The sequence below is a fragment of the Roseibium aquae genome (genome assembly GCF_008711285.1).
In the GTDB taxonomy this organism is placed as follows: Bacteria; Pseudomonadota; Alphaproteobacteria; order Rhizobiales; family Stappiaceae; genus Roseibium; species Roseibium aquae.
Genome location: NZ_VXDC01000004.1, coordinates 1 through 25,177, shown reverse-complemented (window position 1 = coordinate 25,177; position 25,177 = coordinate 1). Strand labels below are relative to the sequence as shown.

General features: G+C 60.4%; 21 protein-coding genes and 1 pseudogene. 8 read left to right on the top strand and 14 right to left on the bottom strand.

The annotated features are described in order from the left end of the window. Window positions 1–2: 2 nt before the first annotated feature. The 13 genes and pseudogenes from tagF to tssA all read right to left on the bottom strand — a co-directional run bounded on the left by tagF (window position 3) and on the right by tssA (window position 16,825). Window positions 3–755: a type VI secretion system-associated protein TagF gene (gene tagF, locus F0184_RS07345; RefSeq protein ID WP_150495536.1), complete on the bottom strand. Its 753-nt coding sequence runs from the start codon at window positions 753–755 to the stop codon at window positions 3–5. A gap of 73 nt (window positions 756–828) precedes the next feature. After that, window positions 829–4,410 carry a type VI secretion system membrane subunit TssM gene (gene tssM / locus F0184_RS07340; RefSeq protein WP_150495535.1) on the bottom strand — a complete coding sequence of 1,194 codons (3,582 nt, stop codon included), beginning with the start codon at window positions 4,408–4,410 and terminating at the stop codon, window positions 829–831. 8 nt (window positions 4,411–4,418) lie between these two features. Continuing rightward, entirely contained in the window at window positions 4,419–5,330 is a 912-nt protein-coding gene (icmH, locus tag F0184_RS07335; protein ID WP_150495534.1) for a type IVB secretion system protein IcmH/DotU, read from the bottom strand. 10 nt (window positions 5,331–5,340) lie between these two features. Next, window positions 5,341–6,648, bottom strand: a complete 1,308-nt coding sequence (tssK, locus tag F0184_RS07330; protein WP_280176936.1) for a type VI secretion system baseplate subunit TssK — start codon at window positions 6,646–6,648, stop codon at window positions 5,341–5,343. Between the two features lie 155 nt (window positions 6,649–6,803). Further along, the gene (gene tssJ / locus F0184_RS07325; protein ID WP_150495532.1) at window positions 6,804–7,295 is read right to left on the bottom strand and encodes a type VI secretion system lipoprotein TssJ; all 492 of its coding nucleotides are present in this window, start codon (window positions 7,293–7,295) and stop codon (window positions 6,804–6,806) included. Continuing rightward, window positions 7,292–8,164, bottom strand: coding sequence for a type VI secretion system-associated FHA domain protein (locus F0184_RS20865; protein ID WP_244299051.1), 873 nt, complete (start codon window positions 8,162–8,164; stop codon window positions 7,292–7,294). Before F0184_RS20865 ends, tssJ begins: the two co-directional genes overlap by 4 nt. A 1,071-nt stretch (window positions 8,165–9,235) precedes the next feature. After that, window positions 9,236–9,442, bottom strand: a pseudogene (locus F0184_RS21120) (FHA domain-containing protein); the annotation flags it as partial. 44 nt (window positions 9,443–9,486) lie between these two features. Then, window positions 9,487–10,590, bottom strand: a complete 1,104-nt coding sequence (gene tssG / locus F0184_RS07315) for a type VI secretion system baseplate subunit TssG (protein WP_172972024.1) — start codon at window positions 10,588–10,590, stop codon at window positions 9,487–9,489. Further along, on the bottom strand, window positions 10,587–12,329 hold the full coding sequence (gene tssF, locus F0184_RS07310; RefSeq protein ID WP_150495530.1) for a type VI secretion system baseplate subunit TssF: 1,743 nt from the start codon (window positions 12,327–12,329) through the stop codon (window positions 10,587–10,589). The genes tssG and tssF overlap by 4 nt, the downstream gene beginning before the upstream one ends. Window positions 12,330–12,350: 21 nt before the next feature. After that, window positions 12,351–12,764, bottom strand: coding sequence for a type VI secretion system baseplate subunit TssE (tssE, locus tag F0184_RS07305; RefSeq protein ID WP_172972023.1), 414 nt, complete (start codon window positions 12,762–12,764; stop codon window positions 12,351–12,353). Window positions 12,765–12,838: 74 nt separating this feature from the next. Further along, a complete protein-coding gene (gene tssC, locus F0184_RS07300; RefSeq protein WP_150495528.1) occupies window positions 12,839–14,323 on the bottom strand; it encodes a type VI secretion system contractile sheath large subunit in 1,485 nt (494 codons plus the stop codon). Between the two features lie 98 nt (window positions 14,324–14,421). Continuing rightward, window positions 14,422–14,943: a type VI secretion system contractile sheath small subunit gene (tssB, locus tag F0184_RS07295; RefSeq protein ID WP_150495527.1), complete on the bottom strand. Its 522-nt coding sequence runs from the start codon at window positions 14,941–14,943 to the stop codon at window positions 14,422–14,424. A 166-nt stretch (window positions 14,944–15,109) separates the two neighbouring features. Beyond that, entirely contained in the window at window positions 15,110–16,825 is a 1,716-nt protein-coding gene (gene tssA / locus F0184_RS07290) for a type VI secretion system protein TssA (RefSeq protein ID WP_150495526.1), read from the bottom strand. 218 nt (window positions 16,826–17,043) lie between these two features. On the opposite strand from tssA, the gene F0184_RS07285 reads away from it, so the two are divergent. Next, entirely contained in the window at window positions 17,044–17,421 is a 378-nt protein-coding gene (locus F0184_RS07285) for an STAS domain-containing protein (protein WP_172972022.1), read from the top strand. Between the two features lie 42 nt (window positions 17,422–17,463). After that, entirely contained in the window at window positions 17,464–17,913 is a 450-nt protein-coding gene (locus F0184_RS07280; RefSeq protein WP_150495524.1) for an ATP-binding protein, read from the top strand. Between the two features lie 54 nt (window positions 17,914–17,967). Here F0184_RS07280 and F0184_RS07275 read toward each other — a convergent pair whose 3' ends face one another. Next, window positions 17,968–18,855 (bottom strand): PP2C family protein-serine/threonine phosphatase, encoded by an 888-nt coding sequence (locus tag F0184_RS07275; protein ID WP_150495523.1) that lies wholly within the window; start codon window positions 18,853–18,855, stop codon window positions 17,968–17,970. Window positions 18,856–19,345: 490 nt separating this feature from the next. Here F0184_RS07275 and F0184_RS07270 point away from each other — a divergent pair, with 490 nt between their 5' ends. From F0184_RS07270 to F0184_RS07245, 6 genes are all read left to right on the top strand, one after another. Further along, window positions 19,346–19,861, top strand: coding sequence for a hypothetical protein (locus tag F0184_RS07270; protein WP_150495522.1), 516 nt, complete (start codon window positions 19,346–19,348; stop codon window positions 19,859–19,861). Beyond that, on the top strand, window positions 19,858–21,039 hold the full coding sequence (locus tag F0184_RS07265; protein WP_244299049.1) for a class I SAM-dependent methyltransferase: 1,182 nt from the start codon (window positions 19,858–19,860) through the stop codon (window positions 21,037–21,039). Before F0184_RS07270 ends, F0184_RS07265 begins: the two co-directional genes overlap by 4 nt. Window positions 21,040–21,044: 5 nt before the next feature. Further along, window positions 21,045–23,432, top strand: a complete 2,388-nt coding sequence (locus F0184_RS07260) for a SpoIIE family protein phosphatase (RefSeq protein ID WP_172972053.1) — start codon at window positions 21,045–21,047, stop codon at window positions 23,430–23,432. A gap of 3 nt (window positions 23,433–23,435) precedes the next feature. Next, a complete protein-coding gene (locus tag F0184_RS07255) occupies window positions 23,436–23,981 on the top strand; it encodes a slr1658 superfamily regulator (RefSeq protein ID WP_150495520.1) in 546 nt (181 codons plus the stop codon). Window positions 23,982–24,013: 32 nt separating this feature from the next. Beyond that, entirely contained in the window at window positions 24,014–24,352 is a 339-nt protein-coding gene (locus F0184_RS07250) for a slr1659 superfamily regulator (RefSeq protein ID WP_150495519.1), read from the top strand. Window positions 24,353–24,467: 115 nt separating this feature from the next. Next, entirely contained in the window at window positions 24,468–24,860 is a 393-nt protein-coding gene (locus tag F0184_RS07245; RefSeq protein WP_150495518.1) for a hypothetical protein, read from the top strand. Window positions 24,861–25,177: the final 317 nt, after the last annotated feature.

The window sequence follows — 25,177 nt, the reverse complement described above, 5'->3', positions numbered from 1 at the left end:
GGTTACTCCATCCCGCTGTCATGCACACGGGCTCGCCACCCAGCCCCCGTCCAATCCCCCAGGAAAAACGCAGAAGTCGGGCTCCCCGATGGAAGTCCCGCCGAAATGCATAGTTCCGCAGGTCTCGTCTCCGTGCCCTCGTGCCACCAGTAGCACGGGTCCGGTTCCTCGCGCCGCCGGGTTTGCGCCGGCCATTGCACCATTGCGCCCGGGCGCTCCGGATTGGCCTGCAGTTCGGCAACCGGAAGGGCGATGGCGAACTCCTCAGGCCTGAGCGACGGAAGCATGACAAGGTGCTCTTTCGGTGGCACGTCCAGGGCCCGGCGCAGTTCATCCGACACGCGCTCAAGGTCCTTCAACATCTCCGCACGGCCCAAGCCACCGTCGAGAAAGGACAGAAGCTGCCGTTCGATCCGATCCATCAGCTGATCCACCGGGCCGGTCAGATAATCCGGCAACCCCGCCTTTTCCGCGGAAATCAGCACGGAAAGCGGGAAACTCCGGCCAAAGGCATCTGCCGAGGCGGCAATCACCCCGACCCAGATCTGATCGTTCAAATGCCCCGGCGCCAGCGCGAAGCGCCAGATCGGCGCCCCGTAATAGTGCCGCTGCCAGTTCTCCGGGTCCCTCGCCTGCGCGGCCTGGAGCCAGCCGGAGAGCATGGCCGCCCATCGGTCCGCGACCCGTGCCGGCAAGCCATCGAACAGAAAATCGCGATCCCCAGGCCGTTTTCCGAAATATCCGCAAACGCGCATGGCCCGGCCCCTTCTTGCAACGACGTTTGTTTGGCCCCAAAGGCAGCAAAGCCGCCAATCGCGGGCTGGGCCTCTAAAGTGACGGCGGACACCGGAACGAGGAATAGAGCCCCAGATTGAACGGATTGACGACGCTTCCCGCCGTCAGCCGGTAGGTTGCCAGCGCGCTTTCCAATTCAATCGAGAACTCGAACCGGTCCCGGCCGATAACGGATGACAATCCGGAGGCCGAAAGAACGCGGAAGATCGCCCACGTGCCCGACTCCTCGAGGGTTTTCCTCTTGTTGTCGAGCAAGGTGATGGTGACCTGAGCGGTGCTTCCCTCGAACTGGCTCGGCCAGGTGAAGTCCTTCGCCCGCTCCGGCCCATGCCGATAGACGATCTGGTCGTCATCGATCTTGAATGTGGACCTCAGGGCCTTGGGATCGAGAAAGGTCGGAATGACCGTGAACTTCGCTTGCGGGCTCGTGCCGCCGTCGCTGAAGAAGGCATCCCGGATCGTCTGCGCCCTGGACAGTTGGGACAGCGCTTCGTTGGAGATGCCCAGACCGCTGCCATGGGTCTGGACCTCGGTAAACTGGCGCCCCCGCACCACCACGAAGGGTTCCATGAAGTCCTTGAAGAACTTGTCGATCACGCCAGCCGGCCCAAGCAGATCGGTGAAATCCTGCAGGCTCACATCTTCCTTGGCATCCGGTACGAACGGATAGCGCCCGGCCATGATGTCGTTGCAAACGGGGACCACCTCATCCTGCCAGCGGTCGTTGATGTAGACATAGGTGGTGCGATTGAGCAGCTCCCAGGTCCGGTTGACGATCGAGAGCACGAGCGAGCGCACCGGTTCCGGCTTGATCGCCGCCTCGGAGCGCAGGCTGGTGAACGAGTCGTTGCGGGGCGACTGGGCCCTGCCCTTCACGAAGTCAAAAGCCGCCTTGCCCGGATCGGGGGCCGTGACCACGCCGGACACATTTCCGTAAAGGTCGCCAAACAGTTGCTGAACCTTGTCCAGCGCCGCCTGTCCATTGGTGGGATCCACCAGAGTGTTCAGCGGGCGGAACGCGTCCTCGATGGCAAGCCCCGGCCAGGGCGCATCCCCGAATGCAGTCTGAACGGCCGCCTTCTGTGCGGCTTCGCTGGCCGAATCTACCAAACCGCTCACCGCGCCGGACGCTGCCGGAGGTGCGGCGCCCGCTGCCGCGCTTGCCGCCTGATCGGCGCTGGACCCTGGCAAAGGAAGCTGGGTGTTGGTGCGCAAGACCCCGAGCACATTGGTCAGGGGCGAATCCGGGCTGGACAATTCCTGAAGGACAATCTGCGCGCGGCCCAGGGACCCGATTTCGACAAGGCGGATATAGGCCACGCCCTCGCGCCATGTCTTGATGTAGTCGTCGGTGTACATTTTGACGATTTGGTTCGCAAGCGTCTTGTACGTGCTGTCCGCCATGCCGCCACTGCCCATCACCCAATCGGATCCGGTGGACGAGCGGATATATTCGGGCAGGCGCGCAAGGAAGAAATTGTAGAAGCCGTCCTTAGTGTAAAATCCAGGAATGATCGAACGGCCGCCGCCGACAGCCGTGTCGATATACAGGGCGCCCGAACCGACCGTCCGGGCCATGTCGATCGGCGCCAGGCGGAAGCGCTGGGCCGCATCGCGCACCATCCGGTTGTAGATGTCCGTCGCCTGAGGCACGCGCTGGATCCGGCTGCGGGCCGCGTCAACGATGGGAATGTTCGCCGCCGTCCGGACGGGAAGCAGGGCCAGGAGAGCATCCATGTGCGCCTGCATGTTGTTCCGGTTTTCCGGATTCAGAATGAACGCGGCCTCGTTCTGGGATTTGAGGGCGTCCTGGACTTTGCCGGCATTGAAATTTTCACCCGTCGTCAGCATGAGATAGGTCTCCAGCTGATCGCGAAGCAAGCTGCTGTTGCTGTCCGGGGCGGTCGACACCAACTGAATCTGGGCAGCCAGGCGCGAGGTGATGGCCGGCAACAGATAGCCGGTCAGGTAGGACTCGTAGGTTTTTTGCGCGGCGGGCAGAAGGGTCGACCTGGACTCGATGCTGATGGGCGTCACCGTCAGCCAGTTTTCCTGATCGATCACGTCGTCGCGCAGCGCCTTTGCGGCGTTCAAGGTCGGTAGAATGTTGATCAGGGACCGGTTCTGATCCGCCGATTGCTGCTCGGTTCTCAGCGTCTGAGCCAATTGCTCCACTTGGTCTGCCGTTTGATCGGCGTGATTGAGGCCGGCGAGCCAATAGAGCGACAGACCAAGCACAAGCGCGGCAATTCCAGCAACGCCGCCCGCATAGAGCGCGGCCAGCCGCCGCTCCAGACGCGTGTTCTTGCCAACCAGGTTCTGCTCCGCGAACATGATGTTCTGAAGCATGTCCTTGATGAAAAAGGCTTTCCCCTGACCGCTGAGCGGCAGCTGTTGTGCCGGAGCGATCGAGAAGCTTCGGCCCATGGCTCCCAAAAGCCGATCGAAAGGCGTACCTTCCTGAGTGCCGGAGGTGAAATACACCCCCCGCAGAAGCGGTTGCGCTTCATACCGGCTGACCCGGAACACGTCGGACAGGAAACTTCGCAGCACCGGCGCGAGACTGCCGAACTCGTGGGGAAAGCCGTAAATCCGGCAGCGGCGGCTGTTGTTGCGTTCGGCTGCCATTAGGTCAGGCAACTGCTTTTCCAAACGTCCGACAAGATCGATGAAGCCGCTTTCGAAGGCCGGCCCCACGGTGACCTGCTTCTCGTCATAAGGGAATGTGACGCCCCAGACCTGTTCCCTGTCCTTTTCCTTCAAGGGATCGAAATATTCATCGAAACCGGCCACAAGGTCGCACTTGGTAAACATCACATAGACCGGCAGGCGCATGCCGAACGCACGGTGCAATTCGCGCAGCCTCTGCCGCAGGATGTCTGCCTGACGGGCGCGTTCGCTCTCGCTGGTCATGGCCACATCCGCGATGCTGATGGCCAGCACGACACCATTGACGGGCCTGCGCCGGCGGAACTTCAGAAGCAACTCCAAAAAGCCGTTCCAAGCGGCCGAATCGATGCCCTGATTGACGTCCTGGGTGGTGTAGCGGCCTGCAGTATCGATCAGGACCGCGTCGTTCGAAATCCACCAATCGCAATTGCGCGTGCCGCCAATCCCCTGAATCGCATCCTGCCCGTCCTCGGCGAGCGGAAACTCCAGGCCTGAGTTGCGCAAGATCGTGGTCTTGCCGGTGCCGGGCGGGCCGATGATGATGTACCAGGGCAGCTCGAACAGGAAATTCCGTTTCTTATTTCCGTCCAGCGGATTGTCGCGCAGCTTCTTGAGCGCAGCCTCGAAGCGCTCGCGGATCAATTCCACCTCGTCGGCAGACCGGTCCGGCCCCATGGCGACCAACTCGTCATTGGCAAGCATGGAGTTGATCAGCTTGGCGTTCGCCCGCCGTGCCAGCCAGTGGCGGAGAAACGTCAGCAGAAAAAACAGCACGAAAATGCCGATGATGACGGCGATCCGCACCTGGCTTTCCTGCAGCGGTGTTACCCCGGCGACAGACAGCGACCCGCCAAAGAAATAGACGGCCGCCGCCAGGAGGCAGAGGAAAAAGAAAATGAGCAGGCTGGCAGGTCTGAGCAAGCTGGCGAAGTAGGTTCTCAACATGGCGCGTCCTACTTCACCTCAAGGGATTCGATGTCGGCCAGGGCCGGCACAAGTTCCCCATCCAACATGAAGTCCGAATAGGCGCGCACCACGATGATCGCGGCCACTCCGATCAGCGCCACCAGCCAGATCGGCGGATAGGAGTGAACGGCCTTGCCGCGCTTGTAGCCCTCCCTGATCTCGGACAAGGGTTGGTCCGGCTTGACCCTGCTGTAGCGCCGGATGGTGCGGGACAGGTCGCTCCTCAGGTCCTCGAGCCGGTCGCGCCCGCCTTCCAGAACACGGAACCGGCCTTCAAAACCGAGATTGAGGCAGGCTTGAACCAGCAACAGCAAAGGCAGTTTCTTCGCTGGATCCGCCATGATCCTTTCCAGGATGGAAAACACCTTTTCGCCGCCCCAGGTTTCGTTATGAAACTGGTTCAGCAAGCTGTTGGAGCTCCATTCGCTGCGGCTGCCCCAGGGCGTCATCAAGACGGTCTCGTCCAGCGTCGAACACAGAACATAGCGAGCGGCAATGATATCGCCGGCTTCCACTCCCAGTTTCTGGGCGAGTTGTTCGAACCGATCGATATCCGCAACCACGTTCTGCCGGAGGGCCCGGACATCTGCCTGTTCGATGGCGTTGCGCAACTGCGCGATCAAGAGCAGAAGCGGGGCCGCCGCGCGAACGAGAGCCCGTTCGGGGATCGGCTCAAGTTGCCGCAGGACCGTCGTGGTTTCCTGGAATGTGTTGGCCGGCTGCAAGGCCTCCCGCGCCGGTGCAGCCCCGGCTTGGGCCGGATCGGGCGTCGTGACGAAGGCGACGGTCGGTTCATCCTCTATGTCCGCCTGGGGCGCCGCGCCGGCGCCCAACGTGGTGCGCGCGCGCGGGCTCAGGCGGCGGGCGACGGTCGGATGCTCCAGGTCGTCGTCGGTCATGAGCCTTTCGCTACTGCCCCTTCTGGATGGCCCACAGTTCCAAGCCCAAGCCCGGATAATCCCCGCTCAGGTGCAGGGCAAACGCGGCGGAGGTCTGGAACTGGGGCCACAGTTCATTGCTCACATCCAGCGAGAAATACACGGCGTTCTGGATGTACGGGATTTGGCGCGGGGCCACGGACAGGGGCGTGATCCCGACGCCCGGCAGTTGGAGATTGACAAGCTCCCGGATCTTTTCGACCGGCCCGATCTTGATCTGGATGGGCATTTGCGTTCGCAGCACCTCCAGGCTGACATTGGCGTGGGCGATGAGCACGAATTCCCGGTTCTCAAACACCATCTTGTCGGACGTGTCGCCCAACCAAACGCCATAGTCCCGTTTGGTCAGCGGGATGCTGACGGCGTTCTGTTCGACGACGAAGCTGAGCATGTCGCGCAGTACGGCAAGGAGGTGCTGAAAAGTGGCCCGCAAATCCCGGTGATCATAGACGGGAAGTTCCGGCGGACGGCGGCTGTCCGTGCCATAGGTCGCAATCTCGCCGGCCAGCGCCAAAAGCTCCCTGTAGACCTGTTCCGGCGCATGAAGACCACAGGTGATCATGTGCGTGAGGAGCACCTCATAGCGGTTTACCGCACCCAGCATCATCAGGTCCAGAAGCCCGGCGCGGGAACTGGTTCCTTCACCGGAAGCATTGGATGCCAGGATCTCGGCCCGCTTGCGCAGCAGGCTGCGCACCTCTTCCAGATGATTGATGATCCGGCGGCTTGTGCCGACATAAAGCACCGGAGGAATGAAAGTTCCGGCCAACTGGATCGACCCTTGGGCATCGACGGCTTCGATTTCGCCGAGCGCAATGTAGGTTGCCTCGTCCAGGCTCTCGCCCTCCAGCACAAGGCGCCCGGTTAGCTGACCGACCGCGATCACCGCCGTGGGACGGTCAGCCTCGCTTGAATTGACAATCTCGGTTTCGGAGCGGCCGTAGCGATGATGGGCGGATCCCTCCACAGATACATCCACGTTTCCGGCGGAATGCAACGGGACGGACAGATAGACTTTCTTGCCCTGGTGCTCGGGCCGGACTTCCCGGGCAGTCGCGACCCGATGGTCCTGGGCTGTCGAAAACACCGTACCGTCCGGGAGAATGGCATCGAGCTGCGCAACCCGGAGCTGTCCGATCTGCATGGCGTCCGGATCGAATTCCAGCCGCCGCACGCCCCAGGTGAAGGGGGACAGGTTCTTGACCCTCTGCTCGAGGCTGGTCTCGACCCAGCGGTCATGCTGCTGAAGGTGCTGAGGCCTGAGGAACATGCCCTCCAACCAAAGCGGTTTTCCGCTCGCGTTCAATGGGTAACCCCCGCCCCGTGACCTTTGAAACGTCGATTCGTCATAAGCGTAATGTGCCTCAAGGTTAAGTATCTGAAAAACGGAAATGTTCGCAATTTCGATTCAGCAGATACACACGGACTACTCATCTAGAAGACACCCAGGCGGCGGCGACGCAACTTCTGGATACGAACCGCAAGACTTGTCACGTATATGACAAACTCATTTTTCTTCTCCGCATCGAGTTCAATGGAATCCCGCCATTGCGCGGATTGTATGTCACGGAAAGCGGCGACCACGCCGATATGGGTCGCCTCGCTTGAAACGCTGCGGTCGTATTCCTTGGTCTGACCCGGTGTCAGCTCGTATTCCTGCTTGCCGATGAGATCGCCGCCGAGCAGCTTGGTATCGTCATCGGCAAAATCGAAAAACTCGCCGTTGTTGAACGCGCTCATGCCCTTGAGTTCATAGACCCGCACCACAACCGGCGCCGGATCACCATTCTCGTTCGGGTTCACATTCTCGTCGGCCTGAAGCTGCACCTCCACCGGTGTCGGAGGCGGCACACGCGAGCATCCGATCAGACCGGCTGCCGGCAGCATGAGCAAACCATGACACATGTAGCGGCGTGTCAGTTTCATTTTTTCTTGTTCCCCCAATAGTCCTTGGATCGCTGGCGCGCGGTCTCTTCCTGCACCTGCGTGAAAGCCTCAATGATGATCTGGCGCATGATCGCGTCAAAATCGGACCTGAACCGCTCGTAGGACTGTTTCGTCTGATCCCACTTGTCGCGCCGCCCGCCAAACAGGCGCATCGCCCCATCATCGTCCGCCGCGCGCGCCAGATTGTCCGGAGACATCCGGTCGAACAGAAGCCGCAGGGCCCGTTGCATGGCGGCAACCGTGATCATGGTCTGATCCTGCAGGTCCTGAAATGCCTGCCGCGCCGCCTGGTCGGGAGGAAGATATCCTTCGTTCTGCCGCAGCAGCATTTCGTCGAGCGCAAGTTCGGCCACTTTGAACTGTTTGAACGCGTTGTTTTCCTTCGGCTCGATCCGCGTCTCGTCCATCCGGAATTCGGATTTCATGATCTTTCGGGCCGCCAGCAGCGCGATCATTCCCGAGGCCATCTCGCGCACGGTTTTTCCCGCGTCGCTGGCCAGTTTTTCCGCCTGATGGGCTTCCAGATCCGCGTCGGGAAACCCGAGACCGGTCAACAGAGCCTGCAACACCATGGCGTCCTGCGGCAAGACGCCCGCAGGCGCCGCCTGAGCCTGACCGGTTGCCCGTGTGGCGCGCTGTGCCGCGGGATCACTCCGGCCGCCGCCGAGCGAAGGTGCTCCGATCGGCGGGGCGGGCGGTGAAGCTGGAACCGGCGGCATGGACCGCGGCGAAACAGGGGCTGGCGAAACAGGGGCTGGCGAAATGGGCGCGCCGTCTCCCCTCGCCTTGGCGTCCAGAGCGGCCTCGCGCTGTTCGCGGCGCGCCTTGAGAGCGTCGAGATGGGACAACCCGCCCGCCGTCCCTGGCCCGGGAGGTAACGGCCCGGCTGGGGCAGGCATGGAAGGCAACGGGGGAACCGGCATCGAAATGCCCGGCGGATGACCAGTCATGGGCGCAGGCCCCGCACCAGGACCCGCCAGCCCACCGGACCCGTGTTGTCCTGGAGCCGGGATGTTTGCCGCTGACGAAGGTTGTCCTGCAGGTGCAGGTTGTTCCGGTTGTGGCGGTTGTGCCGGGGCCTGCGGACCGAAAGACCCGGCCTCACCGGCCGGATGGGAGGCGGCCGGATGGGAGGCGCCAGGTCGCGACGGCTTGCCTCCAGGATGCGCCCCCGCGGACCCCGGTGCCGGGCTTCCGGTCAAAGACGCCCAAAAATCTTCCGGAATACTGGCCGCAGCAGGATTTGCTGCGGGATTGTTGGGCTGTCCGGAAGCCATAGGGGAATTCGAGTGCTGGGCCGGGGACGCCATGATTGACAGCTGGGACTGCGCAACCACCGGCGGCGTGGGTCCCTGCCCCGGCAAAAGCATTGCCCCATCCGGGATCTGGGGTGCGGGCCGCGTCCCGTAAGGCGCCGCGTCCGTGGAGAACGGGCCCGCTTGTCCGGGGTTGACCGCCGGCCAAGCACCGGGACCGGCCGCGGGTTGGGCGGCAGGCGCATTTGCCGGGTGTCCGGGCGCCGGTTGTAAACTTGGCGTTTGTGCCGGTGCGGGGGGCTGGTAGAACCCGGGCGGGATGGTTTCCTGGGCTGGCGGCGGGCTCGCGGGCGCCGGTCCGCCGCCCAAATAATCGAGCGGATCGAGAGACGGCGCCCCGCGGGTCGGCACGCCATATGGCGACTGCCGCGACAACAGCTGGTCCTCGGGGCGTGGACCGTGCGCGGTTGGCGTTGTCGAGCCAAGCGCCTGCAACGGATCCACCATGGGCCCCAGCGCCGGCTGACCCTGCGACTGAGGGTCTGGCCGCGACTGAGGCGGCAGGGGCACACCGCCCGGCTGAGACAGAGGATTGGCCGCACCAATCCCGCTGCGCGTCACCTTGGCCACAAACTCGTAAGGTCCTGCAATAAACACAGATCCATCCATCAGCACCATGGCCTGACCGCGGCCGACCGGTGTCGGTGAACCTGCCATAAAGGTTCCGTTCGTGCTCTCGTCCACCAGCATGAAGGTCCCGTTCTGGCAGATAATGCGCCCGTGCAAAGACGACAGGGTGCGGGAGGGATCCGGCAAGACCCAGTCGCAGCGTTTCGAGCGCCCGAACGTGCCACCGGACGGACCGAACACGTGCTGACTGCCAACTGCGGCGCACGTCAAGGTGAGTTCGGCGCTCACGTGAAGGCCTCCAATTGGTTCGTGCGTCCGGTCCGTTCCCTCTCGGGCGGAGCCCCCTGCTCCAATCCGGCATCGGCGCCGGCTGAGTGAAAGGGGGCAAGGCGGATCGGCGTCTCGAGATAGTCGCCCTGCTCCGACCCCATCCAGCAAGAGACCCCAAGCCTTGCACCGCCAAGAACGGCCGGAGAAATCGTATCGCGCTCGATCTTGTATTCCACATCCCAGTCGAGCGGATCGCTCACGACCATTGCGAGCAATTCGCCGATCTCATGGTGTCTGCGTCCACCCGGGAAGAATGGGGCTACCGTCTCGAACCGGTCGGGGCCGAGACGCACAGTGAACTTCCCAAGGTCGTCCTCCACGCTCTCTCCCAAAATCATGTCGCGCCCAAGCCGTGTGTTCGACACACCCAAGGCTATACGCGAGTCCGCATCCAGGAGAACCTTTCGCGGCGCATATTCGAGTATTTCGCACAGAATCCCGAAAAACCCGGACAACATGGACGAAACCGCGGCGGCCGAATTCGAATAGAGCGACATCAACCCCGCATAAGGCAACAGCGCGGAACGCGACACCGATCCGATGCGCGCCCGGTCCTCGATGGGAAACCCGCACAGCGCCAGGAAACACTTCGAGGTCGGGTCGAGGCCGTCTGCCCGGTAGCGGATGTGGTGGCGGGAGCGCTCCCATATGCGGTAGAGCAGCGTGATGAGCCGATGGTTGAAAATGTCCAGCAGGTCTTCGAGCGAGGATGGCGCCTCGTCCCTCTCGATGATCCGCTCGGTCAGATAGGGCGGCATCGGCGACGCCGGACCATACAGCCCCATGAAATTAACGCGGATCTCAAACCGGTTCGCACCCGCGTCATACACAACCTGGGACACATCGCTGCGCCCGAAGCTCAAGGAGCGGGTCGCGCGGAACCGGACAGGCTCCCCCGCAGGGTCGTGTCCGGGGCCCATCTGGCTCAAATCCGCATGGATCAACCCGATCAGATGGACCATCTGGAAAAACTGACTTTGCGCCAGATGATGCGACAGGGCCATCGAGGCGGCCCGGTCCACGTCCTCAAGTGTTTCGGGTTGACCCTGAACCGTCATAGATGCGCAGCGCTCCCCTCTTTCGGGGCCCATTTCAGGGTCGCGTTCGCATCCGTCCCGACAAGGGTCAGGCGGTGAAGGCTGTTGATGCTCGCATAGGATTTCAAGAATCGGTCCAGAACCGAACCGAAAAGATACATTTCCGCCTCTCCACCCATGGCGCTTTCCGCCAAGCGCAGAACGAGTTCATAGGCACGCACGGGGCGTCCATTGCGGAATATGTCGACCCCCTTGCGCTGAAAGCTCTGAAAACTCTGCAAGAGCTGATCGCGCTGAAGCGCGGATTGCTTGTCAACCAACGCCCGGAAGTCATAGGCGCCGATCACGGTGCGCAAGGCATCGACATCGATGAGCGAGGCGTAGTTGCGCGACAGATTTGCGATCAAGGTCCAAAGAACGCGGTCGTCCAGCGGCGGCGGCACCTCGCCCTGAATGCGCGTGATGTTCGAAAAGACAAGTTTGGCCGGCGTGCTGGAAGTCGGCTGATTGACCGCGCCGACACCGAAGTTCGACACATGCGGGCCATTTGAACACAAAAGAGAGAGGGAAATGGTCTCGGTGGGTGGAACTCCGGTCTGGTTCATACGCGTCAGGAACGAGATATAGTGTTCCACCCCGCTGCCGAGCACCGACGGACGGATGCTGGTGCGAAAGTACAGCTTGTCATGGCCAGCGGCGTCGTGGCTGAAGGACTCGAACCGGTCATAGGTGACGCGCTTGTTCGACCCCTGGACCCACCCGGTCGCCGCAATCACCTCATGAACGCTGCGCATGTGGGGACCGCCGACCGGACGGACAGGATACTCGGTTCGGTCGTGCTCGACCATCAAGGCCTGCCCCTCGGCCTCAAACAGATTGATTGCCGGGGTTGTGTTGGTCTGGATCTGGTAGGGCATGATCCGGGTCACATCCGCCAGAGCCTGCTTGAAATTGAACACCAGCCGGAAACCGTCGGACTGGATGGAGGCGTATTTCTGCAGCCCGGCCACCCGCACATACATGAACTTTTCCGGGCAGGCGAAATACTCCTGCATGATCCGGAACCCCTCGAAGGCGCCCGGCGGATAGGGAAGCGTCGCCTCGGCGGCTTGAAAGCCAACCGGCTCTATCGTGACATCGGCTTCGATCGGCTCCTGCCCATTCGGAACGATCTGAACCGAGCGCAAGCGCTCCATCAGGGCCAGGAAAAGCTGCCGGGAGGTCGTGCCATCCGCCTGGCCGCCGAGATAGAGCACAAGCGGCCCCGCCTCCAACGCCTGAAGTCCGGCCCCCGCCGACTTGGAAAACCCGATATCGAGCTGCGCGCTTTCCTTCCGGTTCTCGAATTTGAGGTCCTTCACCTCGAAGGGCAGGACCACCAGGTCCATGGTCGTGCGGAACGGCACGGCCTGTCCATCGACGACCGCGGTCTGGACCTGCGTGCCCTTCGGCACCTTGATCGCCAATTCGCTGACGCCGGTCGCATGCTTGAACTTCACCGTCGTGATCGGCGCGATGGGCCTGAGATAATGCGGCCAGATCAATTTGAGCAAGCTCTGCACAACTTCCGGCATTTCCGCATCCAGCCGCTGGCGCAGACGCCCGACCAGAAACGCAAAGCCCTCCATCAACCGCTCGACATCCGGATCCATCGGATCGTCGGCGAGAAACTTCGACAGGCGCGGGTTGGCCCGTGCGAATACGGCCCCCATCTCCTTGAGGTAACTCAGTTCATCCCGATAGTAGGAATTGACCGACATGCCCGAGAGGGCTCCTTCCCATTAGGCGGTGACGCGCATCTGCCCGCTGCTGTCCAATACCGAATCGATCCGGACCCGAACGGAACGCCCCGCATATTCGAGTTGGGCCTCGACACTGAACACGAACTCAAGAGGCCGGTCCGGATCGTCCACGGCGCGAACCCTTGGGTTTTTCAGGCGTGGCTCGAACACACGGATCTGACGTTCTATGTCACGGCACAGCTCCTGCGCCGTGTCTCGATGACTTTGGAAAACGGAGTTGAAATCCGCAAGCCCATAGTCGGGCCGGATCTCACAACAGCCGGCCATCGAATTCAACAAGACGCGCAAATCCTGAAGGACGCTGTCCATCAGGGCGTTTTGCGCCTCGTCGGGGGACCTGAAGTCGCCCAGCGTGATGTCCTCTTCTAGGCGTTGGAAAAGGCTCACCGGCACGACTGGTCCTCCTTGCAAAACAAGGGGCACCATGTGTGGCGCCCCAGTGCATTTGAGTTACGGCCTGATCAGGCTCAGGCCTTGTCCAGCTTGCCCTTCAAGGACAGCGTGAAGTCCGCGCCCATATACTTGAAGTGCGGCTGAACGGCCATGCTGACACTGTACCAGCCGGGTTCGCCTTCCACATCCGAGACCGTGATCGAAGCCTTGCGCAACGGCCGGCGCGAGCGGACATCCGCCGACGGGTTCTCCTGATCCGACACATATTGGCGGATCCAGTTGTTGAGCTCGGTCTGCAGTTCGCCGCGGTCCTTCCAGCTGCCGATATTTTCCCGCTGCAGCACTTTGATGTAGTGGGCCAGACGGTTGATGATCATCATATAGGGGAGCTGCGTGCCGAGCTTGTAATTGAGCTCTGCCTCCTTGCCTTCGGCCGTGTTCCCGAAGAATTTCGGCTTTTGGACGGAGTTCGCCGAAAAGAAGGCCGCGTTGTCGCTGCCCTTGCGCATGGTCAGCGAGATGAAGCCCTGTTCGGCCAGCTCGAATTCCTTCCGGTCGGATACCAGAACTTCGGTTGGGATCTTGGATTGAAGCTGCCCCATCGCCTCGAAGGTGTGGACCGGCAGGTCCTCGACCGCGCCCCCCGATTGTGGGCCGATAATGTTCGGGCACCAACGGTATTTCGCGAAACTGTCACTGAGTTTCGAGGCCAGCGCGAACGACGCGTTGCCCCAAAGGTAGTTGTCGCTGCTGTTGCCCGATTCCTCCTCGTAATTGAAGGCTTTGACCGGAGTGGTCTCCGGCCCGTAGGGCGTGCGCAGCATGAAGCGCGGCATGGCGAGGGCGAAGTAGCGGGAGTCCTCGGATTCGCGGAACGAATTCCATTTGGCGTATTTCGGTCCCTCGAAGATCGATTCCATGTCTTTCAGGTTCGGGATTTCCTCGAAAGAATCGACACCGAACATGGCCGGGGACGCCGCGGCGATGAACGGAGCATGGGACATGGCACCGACACTGGCACAATACTGGGCAAGCTTGATGTCGGGCGAACTCGGGCCGAAGTCATAGTTCATCACCACGGCGCCCACGGGCTGACCACCGAACTGACCGTACTCGGCAGTGTAAATGTGCTTGTAAAGGCCGGATTTGACGACTTCGGGACTGTCCTCGAAATCCTCAAGGAGTTCATCCTTGGAGACATTCATCATCTCCAGCTTGATGTTCTGGCGGAAGTCCGTGCGGTCGACCAGGAACTTGAGACTGCGCCAGGCGGATTCCAGTTTCTTGAAATCCTCGTGGTGGAGAATCTGATCGACTTGCTGGCTCAGCTTGTTGTCGATCTCGGTGATCATCATGTCGATCGCCGCGCTGTTGACCTGTGTTTCGCCGGACGTTGGCTTCAACAGTTCGGAGATGAACGCGGCGACCCCCTTGCGGGCAACGTCGTAGCCGTCGTCGGTCGGAGCGAGCTTGGTTTCCTGAAGGATTTGGTCGAGCAGGGACGCATCCAGTTCTTCGGTCTGGACCCCAGCCTGTTGCTGCGTATCGGTGTTGGACATTTCATTGCTCCCGTCGAAGGGTTGCGGCAAATGGCGGCTGTTCCGGCAGAATGGCAGCGCGCGGGGCGCGGCGCCGCCTGCCGGTCAGTTGGCATCGGTCAGCTGGCATCCCCGGATGGCTTGCCGGTGGCGTTGGTCAACTCGGCCAAGAGCTTGTCTCGGGCCTGTTCGTCGCCAAGCACATTCTGGATCGCCTTTCGGAACGCGGGCACATTGCCCAGCGGGCCTTTGAGGGCCACCAGAGCCTCGCGCAGTTCCAGAAGCTTGTTCAGCTCCGGTGTCTGCTTGACCACGGCTTCCGGTGAGAAATCGGCAAGGCTCTCGAACTTCATCGATACGGTCATCTTCTCGGGCTCTTCGCCCTCTACCTGATCGACCAGCTTGTTGTCGGTGGACATATCCAAGGCGAGGTTCTGACTCTTCATCACCTCATTGAAATTGTCCTTGTTGACGTTGATCAGCTCGCGATCCTCGACCGGGGTATCGTCCGGGCGCAGTGTGTAATCGCCCAGAACCACCATCTTCAACGGCAGTTCGACCTCCTCCTTGGCGTCTCCCGTCGCGGGCTTGTACTTGATATTGACCCGCTCCTTGGGGGCAACCGAAGATTCTTTCGACATAGGCTCTCCTCACATCTCGCCCAGAGGCTGTCCGACATTCCGTAAACGTTACATCCGGTCACTTCGTGCAGACGATAGTGCCTTGTTAAGTGCGCTTCGTGTCAATTGTTTTAACCGGCAGAAATTTACTTTCTCCAACCAGTTCGCAAACAGAACGGAATTACCGCTATTTCTTCCCTGTCAATTCTGCTGCTGCACTCAGATCCAATGTCGAAATGGTTTCCATAACCTTATGCTTCAGAGCTACGGCCTCTGCGTCGGCAACATACTGGCGCGCATTCTTGTGCTGCAGCGCCTGCCAATAGACCCTGCATAGCCCAACCACCAGATCCGGCTCCCAGCGCATCAACTGCCGCTCCTCGGCCATGGCCAGCAAACGCGCGCAAAGGGCGAACAACGGCCCCATGATTTCAAAACGAAGGCACAGTTCCGCCTGCCGCACCTGGGCGCGGTACCAGTCCCGTTCCTGGGCACAGGCCGATGCATGCGCCTTCATCAGACCAAGCCCTTCCAAGAGCTTGCCCGCCTGCATGAGGGCCGCCGCTTCGGACACGGCGCCTTCCAGACCGTCCGGGGCCTGGGTCGCCGCGCCGCCGCCGGCCGATACTGTCTCGGCGATCCACGCGCGGGTGGCTGCGTCCGCGAACGGCGTTCCATCGCTGAAGCTCAAATCCAACAGCCCCGGACACCGCTTCAAGAACGCGGCCAATTCCCCTTCGACCACCAGGCGCGCCGACTCATAATCCTGTCCAAGGGCGGTCATGGCCTCGTGAAGCTGGCGCTGCGCGTCCAGCCAGAACGGCGCGGAGACGAAGGCGGCCTCAGCGCTTTGGACCAGGCCTTGATGATTTGCCGCGCCCTTCAAGGCGGCCAGTTCTTGGACTCTCGTCTTTTGCGGCGGCGGCAGCGCTGTCTTTCCTGCCTGGTTCGGCGGCGTCTGGCGAATGCGGCCCCACAGGGCAAACCGGCTGCATTGATAGGCGCCCGGATCGGCGGGGTTCTCCTGCCGCAAGCCCGTGGCGATCTTGGAGGCGGCGTTGAACAGAGATTGAAGCGCTTCTGAGGACGGTCCGTCAGCGGCAATCGCCGGTGCCGCCATCAGCGCGGCCGACGCCGGAGCAGGGGGCGCGGGAGACGGCGGCGGTGCCGCGGCCCCGGACGCTGCCGGTTCCGGCTGGCTGTCCGACGACGCGGTCTGGGGACCATCGGTCTGGGACTCGGCCGCCTGGGAAGCTGCCTCTTCCACCTTTTCCCGGGCCGCCGCGGCTGCTTCGGCCTCTGCCTTTTTGCGGGCCGCTTCCTCAAGCGCCGATCGAGCCTCCTTCGCGAAAGGCCGGAGGGCCCGGATCAAAGGGCCGAGTGCGGCAGACGCTGTCGTGAATTTCTGCTCAAGCGTCGCGTCAAGGCCGGCGATTTCATCGTGAGCCCATAGCGCCTTGGTCAGATCAGCGGCTTCCGGCGGATGAGCCTCGACCACAACCGCGAGCTTCTCGGCAAACCAGTCAAAAGCCCCAGCCCGTCCGCGTTCGCGTCGCAGCGGGGGGATCATGGTCTCCCAATGAGACGCCGACATGCCCTTGAGGATGCGCGCGCCAACTGCAAGCCCGCCGTACCCTTCCTCCATGTAAAGGCCATAGGCGAGGCGAGTTGCGAGCACGAGATCCTTCGACTGATTTGACAGAACGTCGAGCGTTTTCTCATTCAGCATTTTCCAGTTGACGGCCGATGGACCGTCGACTTCCATCTTGCGGAATTCGCCTTCAAGCTGTTCGAACAGCGCCGTGTCACGGAAGTCATCCGGCGCGGCTCCGTCGGGGAGCGGCGCCTCGCCGATACCACAGCGCGGATCGTCCAGATCAGGAACCGCCGCTTCGTCCGCCATGCCTTGATGCCCCGCATTGCCGATATGCCATTGGATTGAGCCAAGCTTTGCATGGCGTTGCCTTCAAGAAAATTACAAAAAGGTCCATCCTTTCGGATATCGACAAACTTGGGAGATTGACAGCGCCAGACCCGGGCATGTTTCCTTCACCCGATGCCCGCGACAAGGCTTGACACCAACACGGACCGGTGCCGCGCGCCAGTTTTATGGATGAAACGATGACCACCGAGACAACACTGCTGACGATCACCGACAGGTTCGAAGATGGGATTCGCATCATCTGTCCGGTTGGAAAACTGGAAACCTTGTCCGCGAAGGACTTCGAAGCCCATTTGAACGGCGCTTTGGCGGACGGACCCGCCCATTTGCTGGTGGACATGGGCGGCGTCGACTACGTCACCAGCTTCGGCCTGCGCTCCATCCTCATCGTCGCAAAGAAACTGGCGCCCTCAGGCCACAAGCTGGTCTTCTTCGGCGTCAATGCCTCCGTGCTTGAGGTTTTGCGGATATCCGGGTTTCTCAAGATCGTCACCGTTGCCGATAGCGAAGCGGAAGCGCTCGTCCATTCCGGCGCCTCTAAGGCAAACGCGACATGAGTTTTCCAACCGGCAGGTAGGCCGCAGAACGGATCCGGCGGGATGCAGATCAGCAGCGACCAGATCACAGTCGAAAACAAGCTCGACAGCCTTCTGGCCCTTTACGCCTTCATCGACCAGTTCGCGAAACGCTCCGGCGCCAGCGACGATCTGCGCCGGACCATTTCCCTGGTGGTGGAGGAGTTGTTCACCAACACCGTGAGCTACGGCTATCCGCACGGCACGGCGGATCAGATCCGGCTGGAGATCCTGCTGGACACCCGCCATGCCGACGTCACCCTGACGGACCACGGCATCGCATTTGATGCGGGAATCGCGCGGGAAGTGGAGTTCGGAACGGCATCCGCCGAACAACGGGAAATCGGCGGACTCGGGCTTTTTCTCGTTCATCAATTGGCGGATTCGGTCACCAACACCCGCCAAACCGGCACGAATGTGACCCATGTGCGATTGCCGGTGCCCAGCCGGGACACGGGCGCGGAAGCACCCTAAGGCGGACCGGCACACATGCATGCGCAGCCACCTTCTGTTTCCCGCCTTTGGATCCTAAAACCGGAGTTCCACCATGGTGTAGTCGTCCGGGAGGGCCGCTTGGTGTGCAAGCGAGCCGATCCACTCGAACAACGCCGGGGTGACACCGTCCGGCACCGCACATGCGTATCTGGCCAGATCCTCGACCGACAGCACCCCCTGCCCCGGCACATCGATTTCGAATGTTCCATCGCTCAGGACAAGCAAACGGTCCTGTGGCCGGATCTCGGCCTCGCCCTGTTCAAATGTCATATCGGCGATGGCCCCGATCACCATGCCTTCCGGTGTTCCGAGCATCTGAAATCCGCCATCCGCCTTCAGGTGAATGGCGGGCGGATGCCCACCCGAGGCAAACCGGAGCAGGCGCGCCGACCGCTGGTAAACCCCGTACCAGATGGTGAAGAACATGTTGTCCTGACGTTCCATCGGAAAGGCATTGTTCAATTTGAACAAGACCTCTGACGGGTCCTTGAAATCCGTTTGGGGAAGCGCGCTCGCCCGCAGCACGTTGATGATCGAGACCGACAGCAGCGCGGCGCCAACACCATGCCCGCAAACGTCGATCAGATAGACTGCAAAATGGTCCTGGTCCAAGTCATGATAACCGAACGAATCGCCACCGAGTTCCGTTGACGGCACCAGCAGCCAATCCGTCTGCGGATCCTTGATCCGCCGGTCGGGCAAAATCGATTGGACATAGCGCCCGGCATCGTTCAGTTCGGCGGTGAGCCGGTCCTGCATTAGCTGAAGCCGGATATTGCTTTCGGCCAGTTGGTCTTCCACCGCTTCGCCATGTTCTATCGTGGCTTCGTAGAGGAGCTGAAGATCGGCGTGTTCGGCGCGGAGGTTTTCAAGTACCGAACGCAGTGTTTCCAATTCACTGGTCATCGTTTCAGTGTTCACTTTCAGGTCCTAACCGTGATCTTTTATTTGGCTCGGGCCACTACAATCCCGATGGCAATATTGCGCGCGCCCCTCACAGAGTTTCCATTCCGAGACTACTTCAGCAAACGGATTTGCGGATCATATCCTTCGATTTGACCTTGGTTCAAAGAACGCGACGGAACCAGACGGCATTCAGATTTGGGTCACCAGCGACGCCTATTCCCGGCATCCTAAGGATTTGTTAGTTGCGCATCCGGCACAGTTTTGCGCAAGATTACGCAATCTGTTGGAGATTTCCGGAACCGGTCATCGGCCCGGGTCTAATCTGTGAGTACATACCAGCCCAATGACACCATTCTGTTAAATACATGAATTAGCGATGACGCAAGGTTTGCGCCCGATCCTCAAATCACAGCGCATCTCAGGGGGAAGATTATGATTGGCCAATTCCAGGAACACTTTTTTTTTGCCCGGCCGCTAATAGGTTCGACAGGGCGGATTTGAGCCGATGATCGCCAGCCAGACCACCTCCCCCGTTTCCAACTGCATGCTCGAACTCGACGTCGATATCGAAGATTTTTCAAGGGTTTGGGACAACTGCGACCTGATGTCCACCTATGTGTCGAAGATGGTCAGCAGCAACCGCCGGGACTCCCTGCTTTTCGCCAATCTGTATTCGTCCGCGCTGAACGAATTACTGGAAACCATTTTCCGGGTTCACGGTGACAACGGGCCGCTGGTCTGCCGGTTTTTCCGCGAAGGGTCCCACGACCGTATTGAGGTCGACATGCCGAGCAGCGACACCGTTACCCGGTTTTATGAAACGGCGGTCGCCGAGGCGCAGACCGCAAACGCACGGGACGCCTATTTCCGGTGCCTGTTCGAAACCGAAGGGCTCGATCCAAGTCTCGGCATTCTGGAACTGACCCTGAATTACGATGCCCGCCTGTCCCTCCAAACAGATCCCACCAATCAGCGGATCCGCATCCTCGCGGATCTTGAAATCGAGGACGAGACGTCTTGACCAACACGGCGATTCAAAATCGGGGCTTTTCCTGGCAGTTCAATGAAAACAACCAGGAATTTGCCGTGCAAGGCGCCTTGCGCCCGCAACGTGCCGAGGAGCTTTCGACCTGCCTCGATGAGTTGAAAGGGGCCGCTCAGCGCGCCCGCGGGCGGCTTTACCTCAACGTCCGGCGGCTGGTGCGGATGAACAACGTGGCCTTCAAGGCCCTTGCGCAAACTCTGCTGGACACGGTCGCAAAACGTCCCGACCTGAACATTCACGTGACCACATCCAGCGTCGTCGGCTGGGCCACGCAGAAATTTTCCTCGCTGCAGGACCAGGCACCAGCCATTGTCGTCAGCGAGTACGACAGCGATTTCTATCCCGGTCAGAATTTCCTGGAGGAAGGTGGGTTCATCCCGATCCTGCGCACCCAAACCAACCTGACCTGGCACCATGAAAAGACCATGCTGGCCCGGCACGGCCTGAAGCCCAACATGCTGGTTGCCGATATTTGCTGCGGCATCGGTGATTTCGCCGTGCTGATGCAGAAGGAATACGAGCCGGACCGGATCGTCGCGCTCGACCATTCCAAAAGCAGCCTTGCCTATGCACGCGAGGTCGCGGCGGAATTCGGGATCAAGGGGATCGACTATGTCTACGGCGACGCGTCGGACATGCTGCTCGAGGACGATCAATTCGACTTTGTCACCTGCCGGCACGCGTTGCAGGTGTTCGATCGTCCGGAACTGATCCTTCGCGAACTCTTCAGGATCTGCAAACCGGGTGGCCGGGTCTATATCACCAACGAAAAGAACTCCCATTGCCTGGGCGAACCGCGCGCGGACAGCATCCAGAAAACCTATACCGAGCTTGCAAAGCTTTGGGCTCATTTCAACATGGACATCGAACTCGGTCCCAAAAGCCGCCGCTACCTGCTCGACGCCGGGTTCGACGACATTCTCATGGAAAGCTTCATGGTCACGAACCTTGATGGCAATCCGCAGGACTTCGCCGACATCATCCAATCCTGGGAGGATGTCTATGCCGGGCAAATGGCCGTCGAGCGCGGTGACAGTCCTGAGCAGATAGCCGAATTCCGGAAGGGCTTTCAGGATCACATCTTCGCCGCCCTGCATCCGAAAGGATATGCGGGCTGGCCCATTTGGGCGGCCTCGGGACGCAAACCACTATGAGCCAGATGCTGCAAACCGCTTCGTCCTCTGAGACCCGGCAGCCGGAAGAAATCACCCCGCTGTCGCGCCACAGCTTCCGGGCGAAGTTCATGCTCGTCGTCGGAGCGGCGGTGCTGTTCGACATCATGCTGGCCGGCGGCGTGGCGATCTGGAACGTTCAGCGCCTGTCACGTGATGCGACAGAGACCGTCAGCCAGGGTTTGACCGAGGCAACGCAGGAATATCTCAACACCTATATCGATACGACGGCGCTCAGAACGAACCTTCTTCTGGATCAGACCTATTCGGAAGTCGAGGTGCTGGGCAGCTCGCTCCAGTCCCTGATCGATCACCCTGAAACCGAAATCCGCATCGGCGAAGCCGTGGAAAGCGATCCGGATCTTGGCGACCAGAACATCACATTCGATCCGCAGGGCGGCTGGGCTCAGAACCTGTCCGGCCCGTCCGTGGTCAGTATCTGGGGGTACCTTCTGGATGATCAGGGGAACCTGCTTCCAGGTGCCGAGGAGGAGGTGATCGACAGCGCCGCGTTCAACCTGATCGCTCCGGCCCTCATGTCCTCCGGCTCCAACAAGCTCCAAATGTATTATGTCGGCCCCAAAGACACGCCGATCATGCGCACGACCCCCTACACGACCCAGGCGCAGACCTTTGACCGTCTCTACCCCGGCCACAACGAAGCCAATTTCTGGGATTTCTTCTTTCCCGGTGTTTATGAGGGTTGGCAGGCGTGGATCGGCGAACCCGCCTCGCGCCCCGTGGCCCGGGACATTGTTGCGACCGAACCCTATATCGACGCGATCACCGGCGCACTCATCGTCAGCTTCTTCCAGCCGCTTTGGACCGAGGATCGGACCGACGTGGCCGGCATGGCGGCCGTAGATGTGACCCTTGATCAGTTCGGCCAGCTCGTGGAGAACGTTCAGATCGCCGATACTGGGTTCGGTTTCTTGACCAGTTCCGCCGGCAACGTCATCGCCGTCAGCGATGCCGGCGCCCAAACGCTCGGCCTGATCTCGGTCGATGCCGCCGGCCAGGGCGTTACCGGCATCAACCGCTTCTTGAACCAGAGCCGGTATCCCGCCATTTCCAATCTCCTTCTGCCGACCGATGCGAACACCATAATCGACACGATCGAAATCGATGCCGGAGGCGGGCCGCAGAACTACATCGTGGTCTTGAAACGCCTCGATCCGGTCAACCTGTGGAACGGCTCCACAATTGTCGCGGAGAGCCTGACCCTCGGCTTTCTGGTTTCCGAACAGGAAATGTACGAGACGCTCGGCGAGGTGCAGGAAAAGATTTCCGATGCGACACGCAACATCGTGCAGTGGCAGATCGCGGCCCTTTTGATCAGCCTCGTAATCGTTTTCGTCGCTGTCTACGCCATCTCCGGACGGATCACTGCGGGTCTCAGCGCCCTGGCGGGCGCCGCGCGCGCGCTCCAGAACAAGGACTATTCGGTGCGCGTCCAGATCCCGAGCAAGGATGAAGTCGGGGCGGTTGGAACGGCCTTCAACCGGATGGCCGAGGAGATGAGCCTTTACACTAACAATCTGGAAAACTTGGTCGAGGAGCGCACCGCCAAACTCGAGACCGCCAATCGGGAAATCGTCGAACTGAACAAACGCCTCCAGACGGAAAACCTGCGGCTTGGGGCGGAACTCGATGTGGCCAAACGCATTCAGGAGATGGTGCTGCCCAAGGCAACCGAACTCGACAACATTCCAGATGTTGAGATCGCCACCTTCATGGAACCGGCCGATGAGGTCGGCGGTGACTATTACGACGTCCTGCAGAATGGCAGCCGGATCAAGATCGGCATCGGCGATGTCACCGGGCACGGTCTGGAGAGCGGTGTGCTGATGCTGATGGTCCAATCGGTGGCCCGTGCGCTGCAGGAAAAGGGCGGCGACGACCCTGCTGCGTTCCTCGATGTCGTCAATCGCAGCATGTTCAAGAACATCGAACGCACCGATTCCGACAAACACATGACGCTCGCCTTTGTCGACTACGAGGACAACAAGGTCACCGTGTCGGGCCAGCATGAAGAGGTGCTTCTCATCCGCGCCAATGGCGACGTCGAGCGGATCGATACAGTGGATCTAGGTTTCCCCGTCGGCCTGGAGGCCGATATTTCACCCTTCCTGGGAACCATGACGCTGGACTTCAACCAGGATGATGTGCTGCTGTTGCACACGGATGGGATCACAGAAGCTGAAAATGCCGACGGGGAATTCTTCGGGTTTGATCGAATGTCGGACTGCGCAAGGGCCAACAGCCACAAGAGCGCCAAGGAAATTGCAGCTGCGATCATCCGGGATGTGAAGGATCACATCGGATCGCATAAACTTTATGATGATATTACTCTTGTTGTTCTAAAGCACAGGTAAACCATGGCGGACACTCTGGGGCTTACCCAACTTGAAAACAGCGAACACGCCCGCCAATACCGCGTTCTTCTTGTGGCGGACAAGCTGGACATCGGCTGGCATCATTGCGGAACCACTTCCGATTTCTTGGGCGAATATTTTGCCCGGGCCGCCGGCCCCTCAATCGACATGGTCGATGCCCGCCATAGCATCGGCTATATCTTGAACGAGATTCTGGAAAACGCCGTGAAGTTCAGGGAGACCGGTGACATCGAAGTCACCTGCTCTTTGGAAGACCATCGGTTCGAGGCGCGAATCCAAAATGTGATCGGTGCAGAAGCGGCACAAAAGTTCAGGACCTATCTGGATGGCATTCTCGGGCGGGATCCGGGCGAGCTTCTGCTGGAGCGGATCGAAGCAAATGCCCTGGACCCGGAATCCGGTGGATCGGGCCTTGGACTTTTAACGCTCATGAACGACTACGACGCACGTCTAGGCTGGCGTTTTGATGCCGAACATGCAAATGGAAGGGTTCAACTGACCACGGTCGCGGCTTTTGCGCTTTCGTGAGTTTCGCAAGTTTCTCAAGGAACGGAACAATTATGGAAATCAGCACCAACGACTATCGTGTCTGGGTGGAGGGAGCCAAAATTCATTATGAGGGCACCATGCGGTTGTCCGGTACGGAAGCATATGCTCCGATCCTGTCCCTGATGAACGACGTTTTGAATTCGAACCCGGAAGCGATCTGCCTGGATCTGACCGGGCTTGAGTTCCTGAACAGCTCCGGGATCAACTTGCTAGCGAAATTCACCATCGAAGTCCGCAAGAAGCCGAGTATAGCGATTGAGGTTCTGGGCTCGAAGTCGATCCCCTGGCAGTCGAAATCCCTGAAGAACCTGCAGCGCCTCCACCCGTCGCTTCAACTTCAAATCATCTGACCTATCAGGTGCGATTCTGGGGTCAAGGTTGCCGATGCGGCACAGTCTTGTCGACCGGGACAGCGCGTCATGGCATTCTGCTGAGGTGTCAACCACGGTGCAGACCTCGAGGCCCATGCGAATTTTGTGCATCCTCGCCCTGGCGGCGTCCGTCACTGCATGCGCCGGCGGATCGTCCAGTCCCCGGCTCGACAGCCGCTTCATCGGCAAACCATCTGCTGATTTCTTCCTGAAATATGGTCCACCCGATCAGGTGATCGGGTTTGAGGCTGTTCCGCCCGGTACGGATCCGCTCACAGTCACCCAATCCGACCCGAAAGAGCTGGTGTATTACTGGTCATCAGTCAATCGGAAGACCCTCACGGCAGACAAATCCGCCGCGCCGCGCCAGGATTGCAGTCTCGCCATTCTGACCCGCGCCAATGGCCGGATCCTTCGCATTGAAGTTCAAGCTGACGACGCCAATCTGGCGGCCGCGCGCACCTATTGCGAAAGCATCGTCGACTAGCGCATCGGACACTTTGATTGAACCCCCAAAGATGCGCGGCCACTCAAGAAGTGAGCAGTTCTGGGCGTGAAATCGGTTCCGATGAAACGCCCGCTGATCCAGATCAGCGGACCAGAGGCTGAAAATGGCTTTCGCCTGGAAGCCAGGCAACCCCCGGACACTCAACTTCTTGGGAGCGTTCTTGAGCGCCGGTAGTGTCAAATATCTTTCGCACTTTCGTTTTCAGGCGACGGCTCCGTGTGCTTGGTTCTGCTCTTGGTAGAGCGGCGCCATGTTGATGTATTTTTGCGCTGACCATTTACCGGCCGCGATGTGCC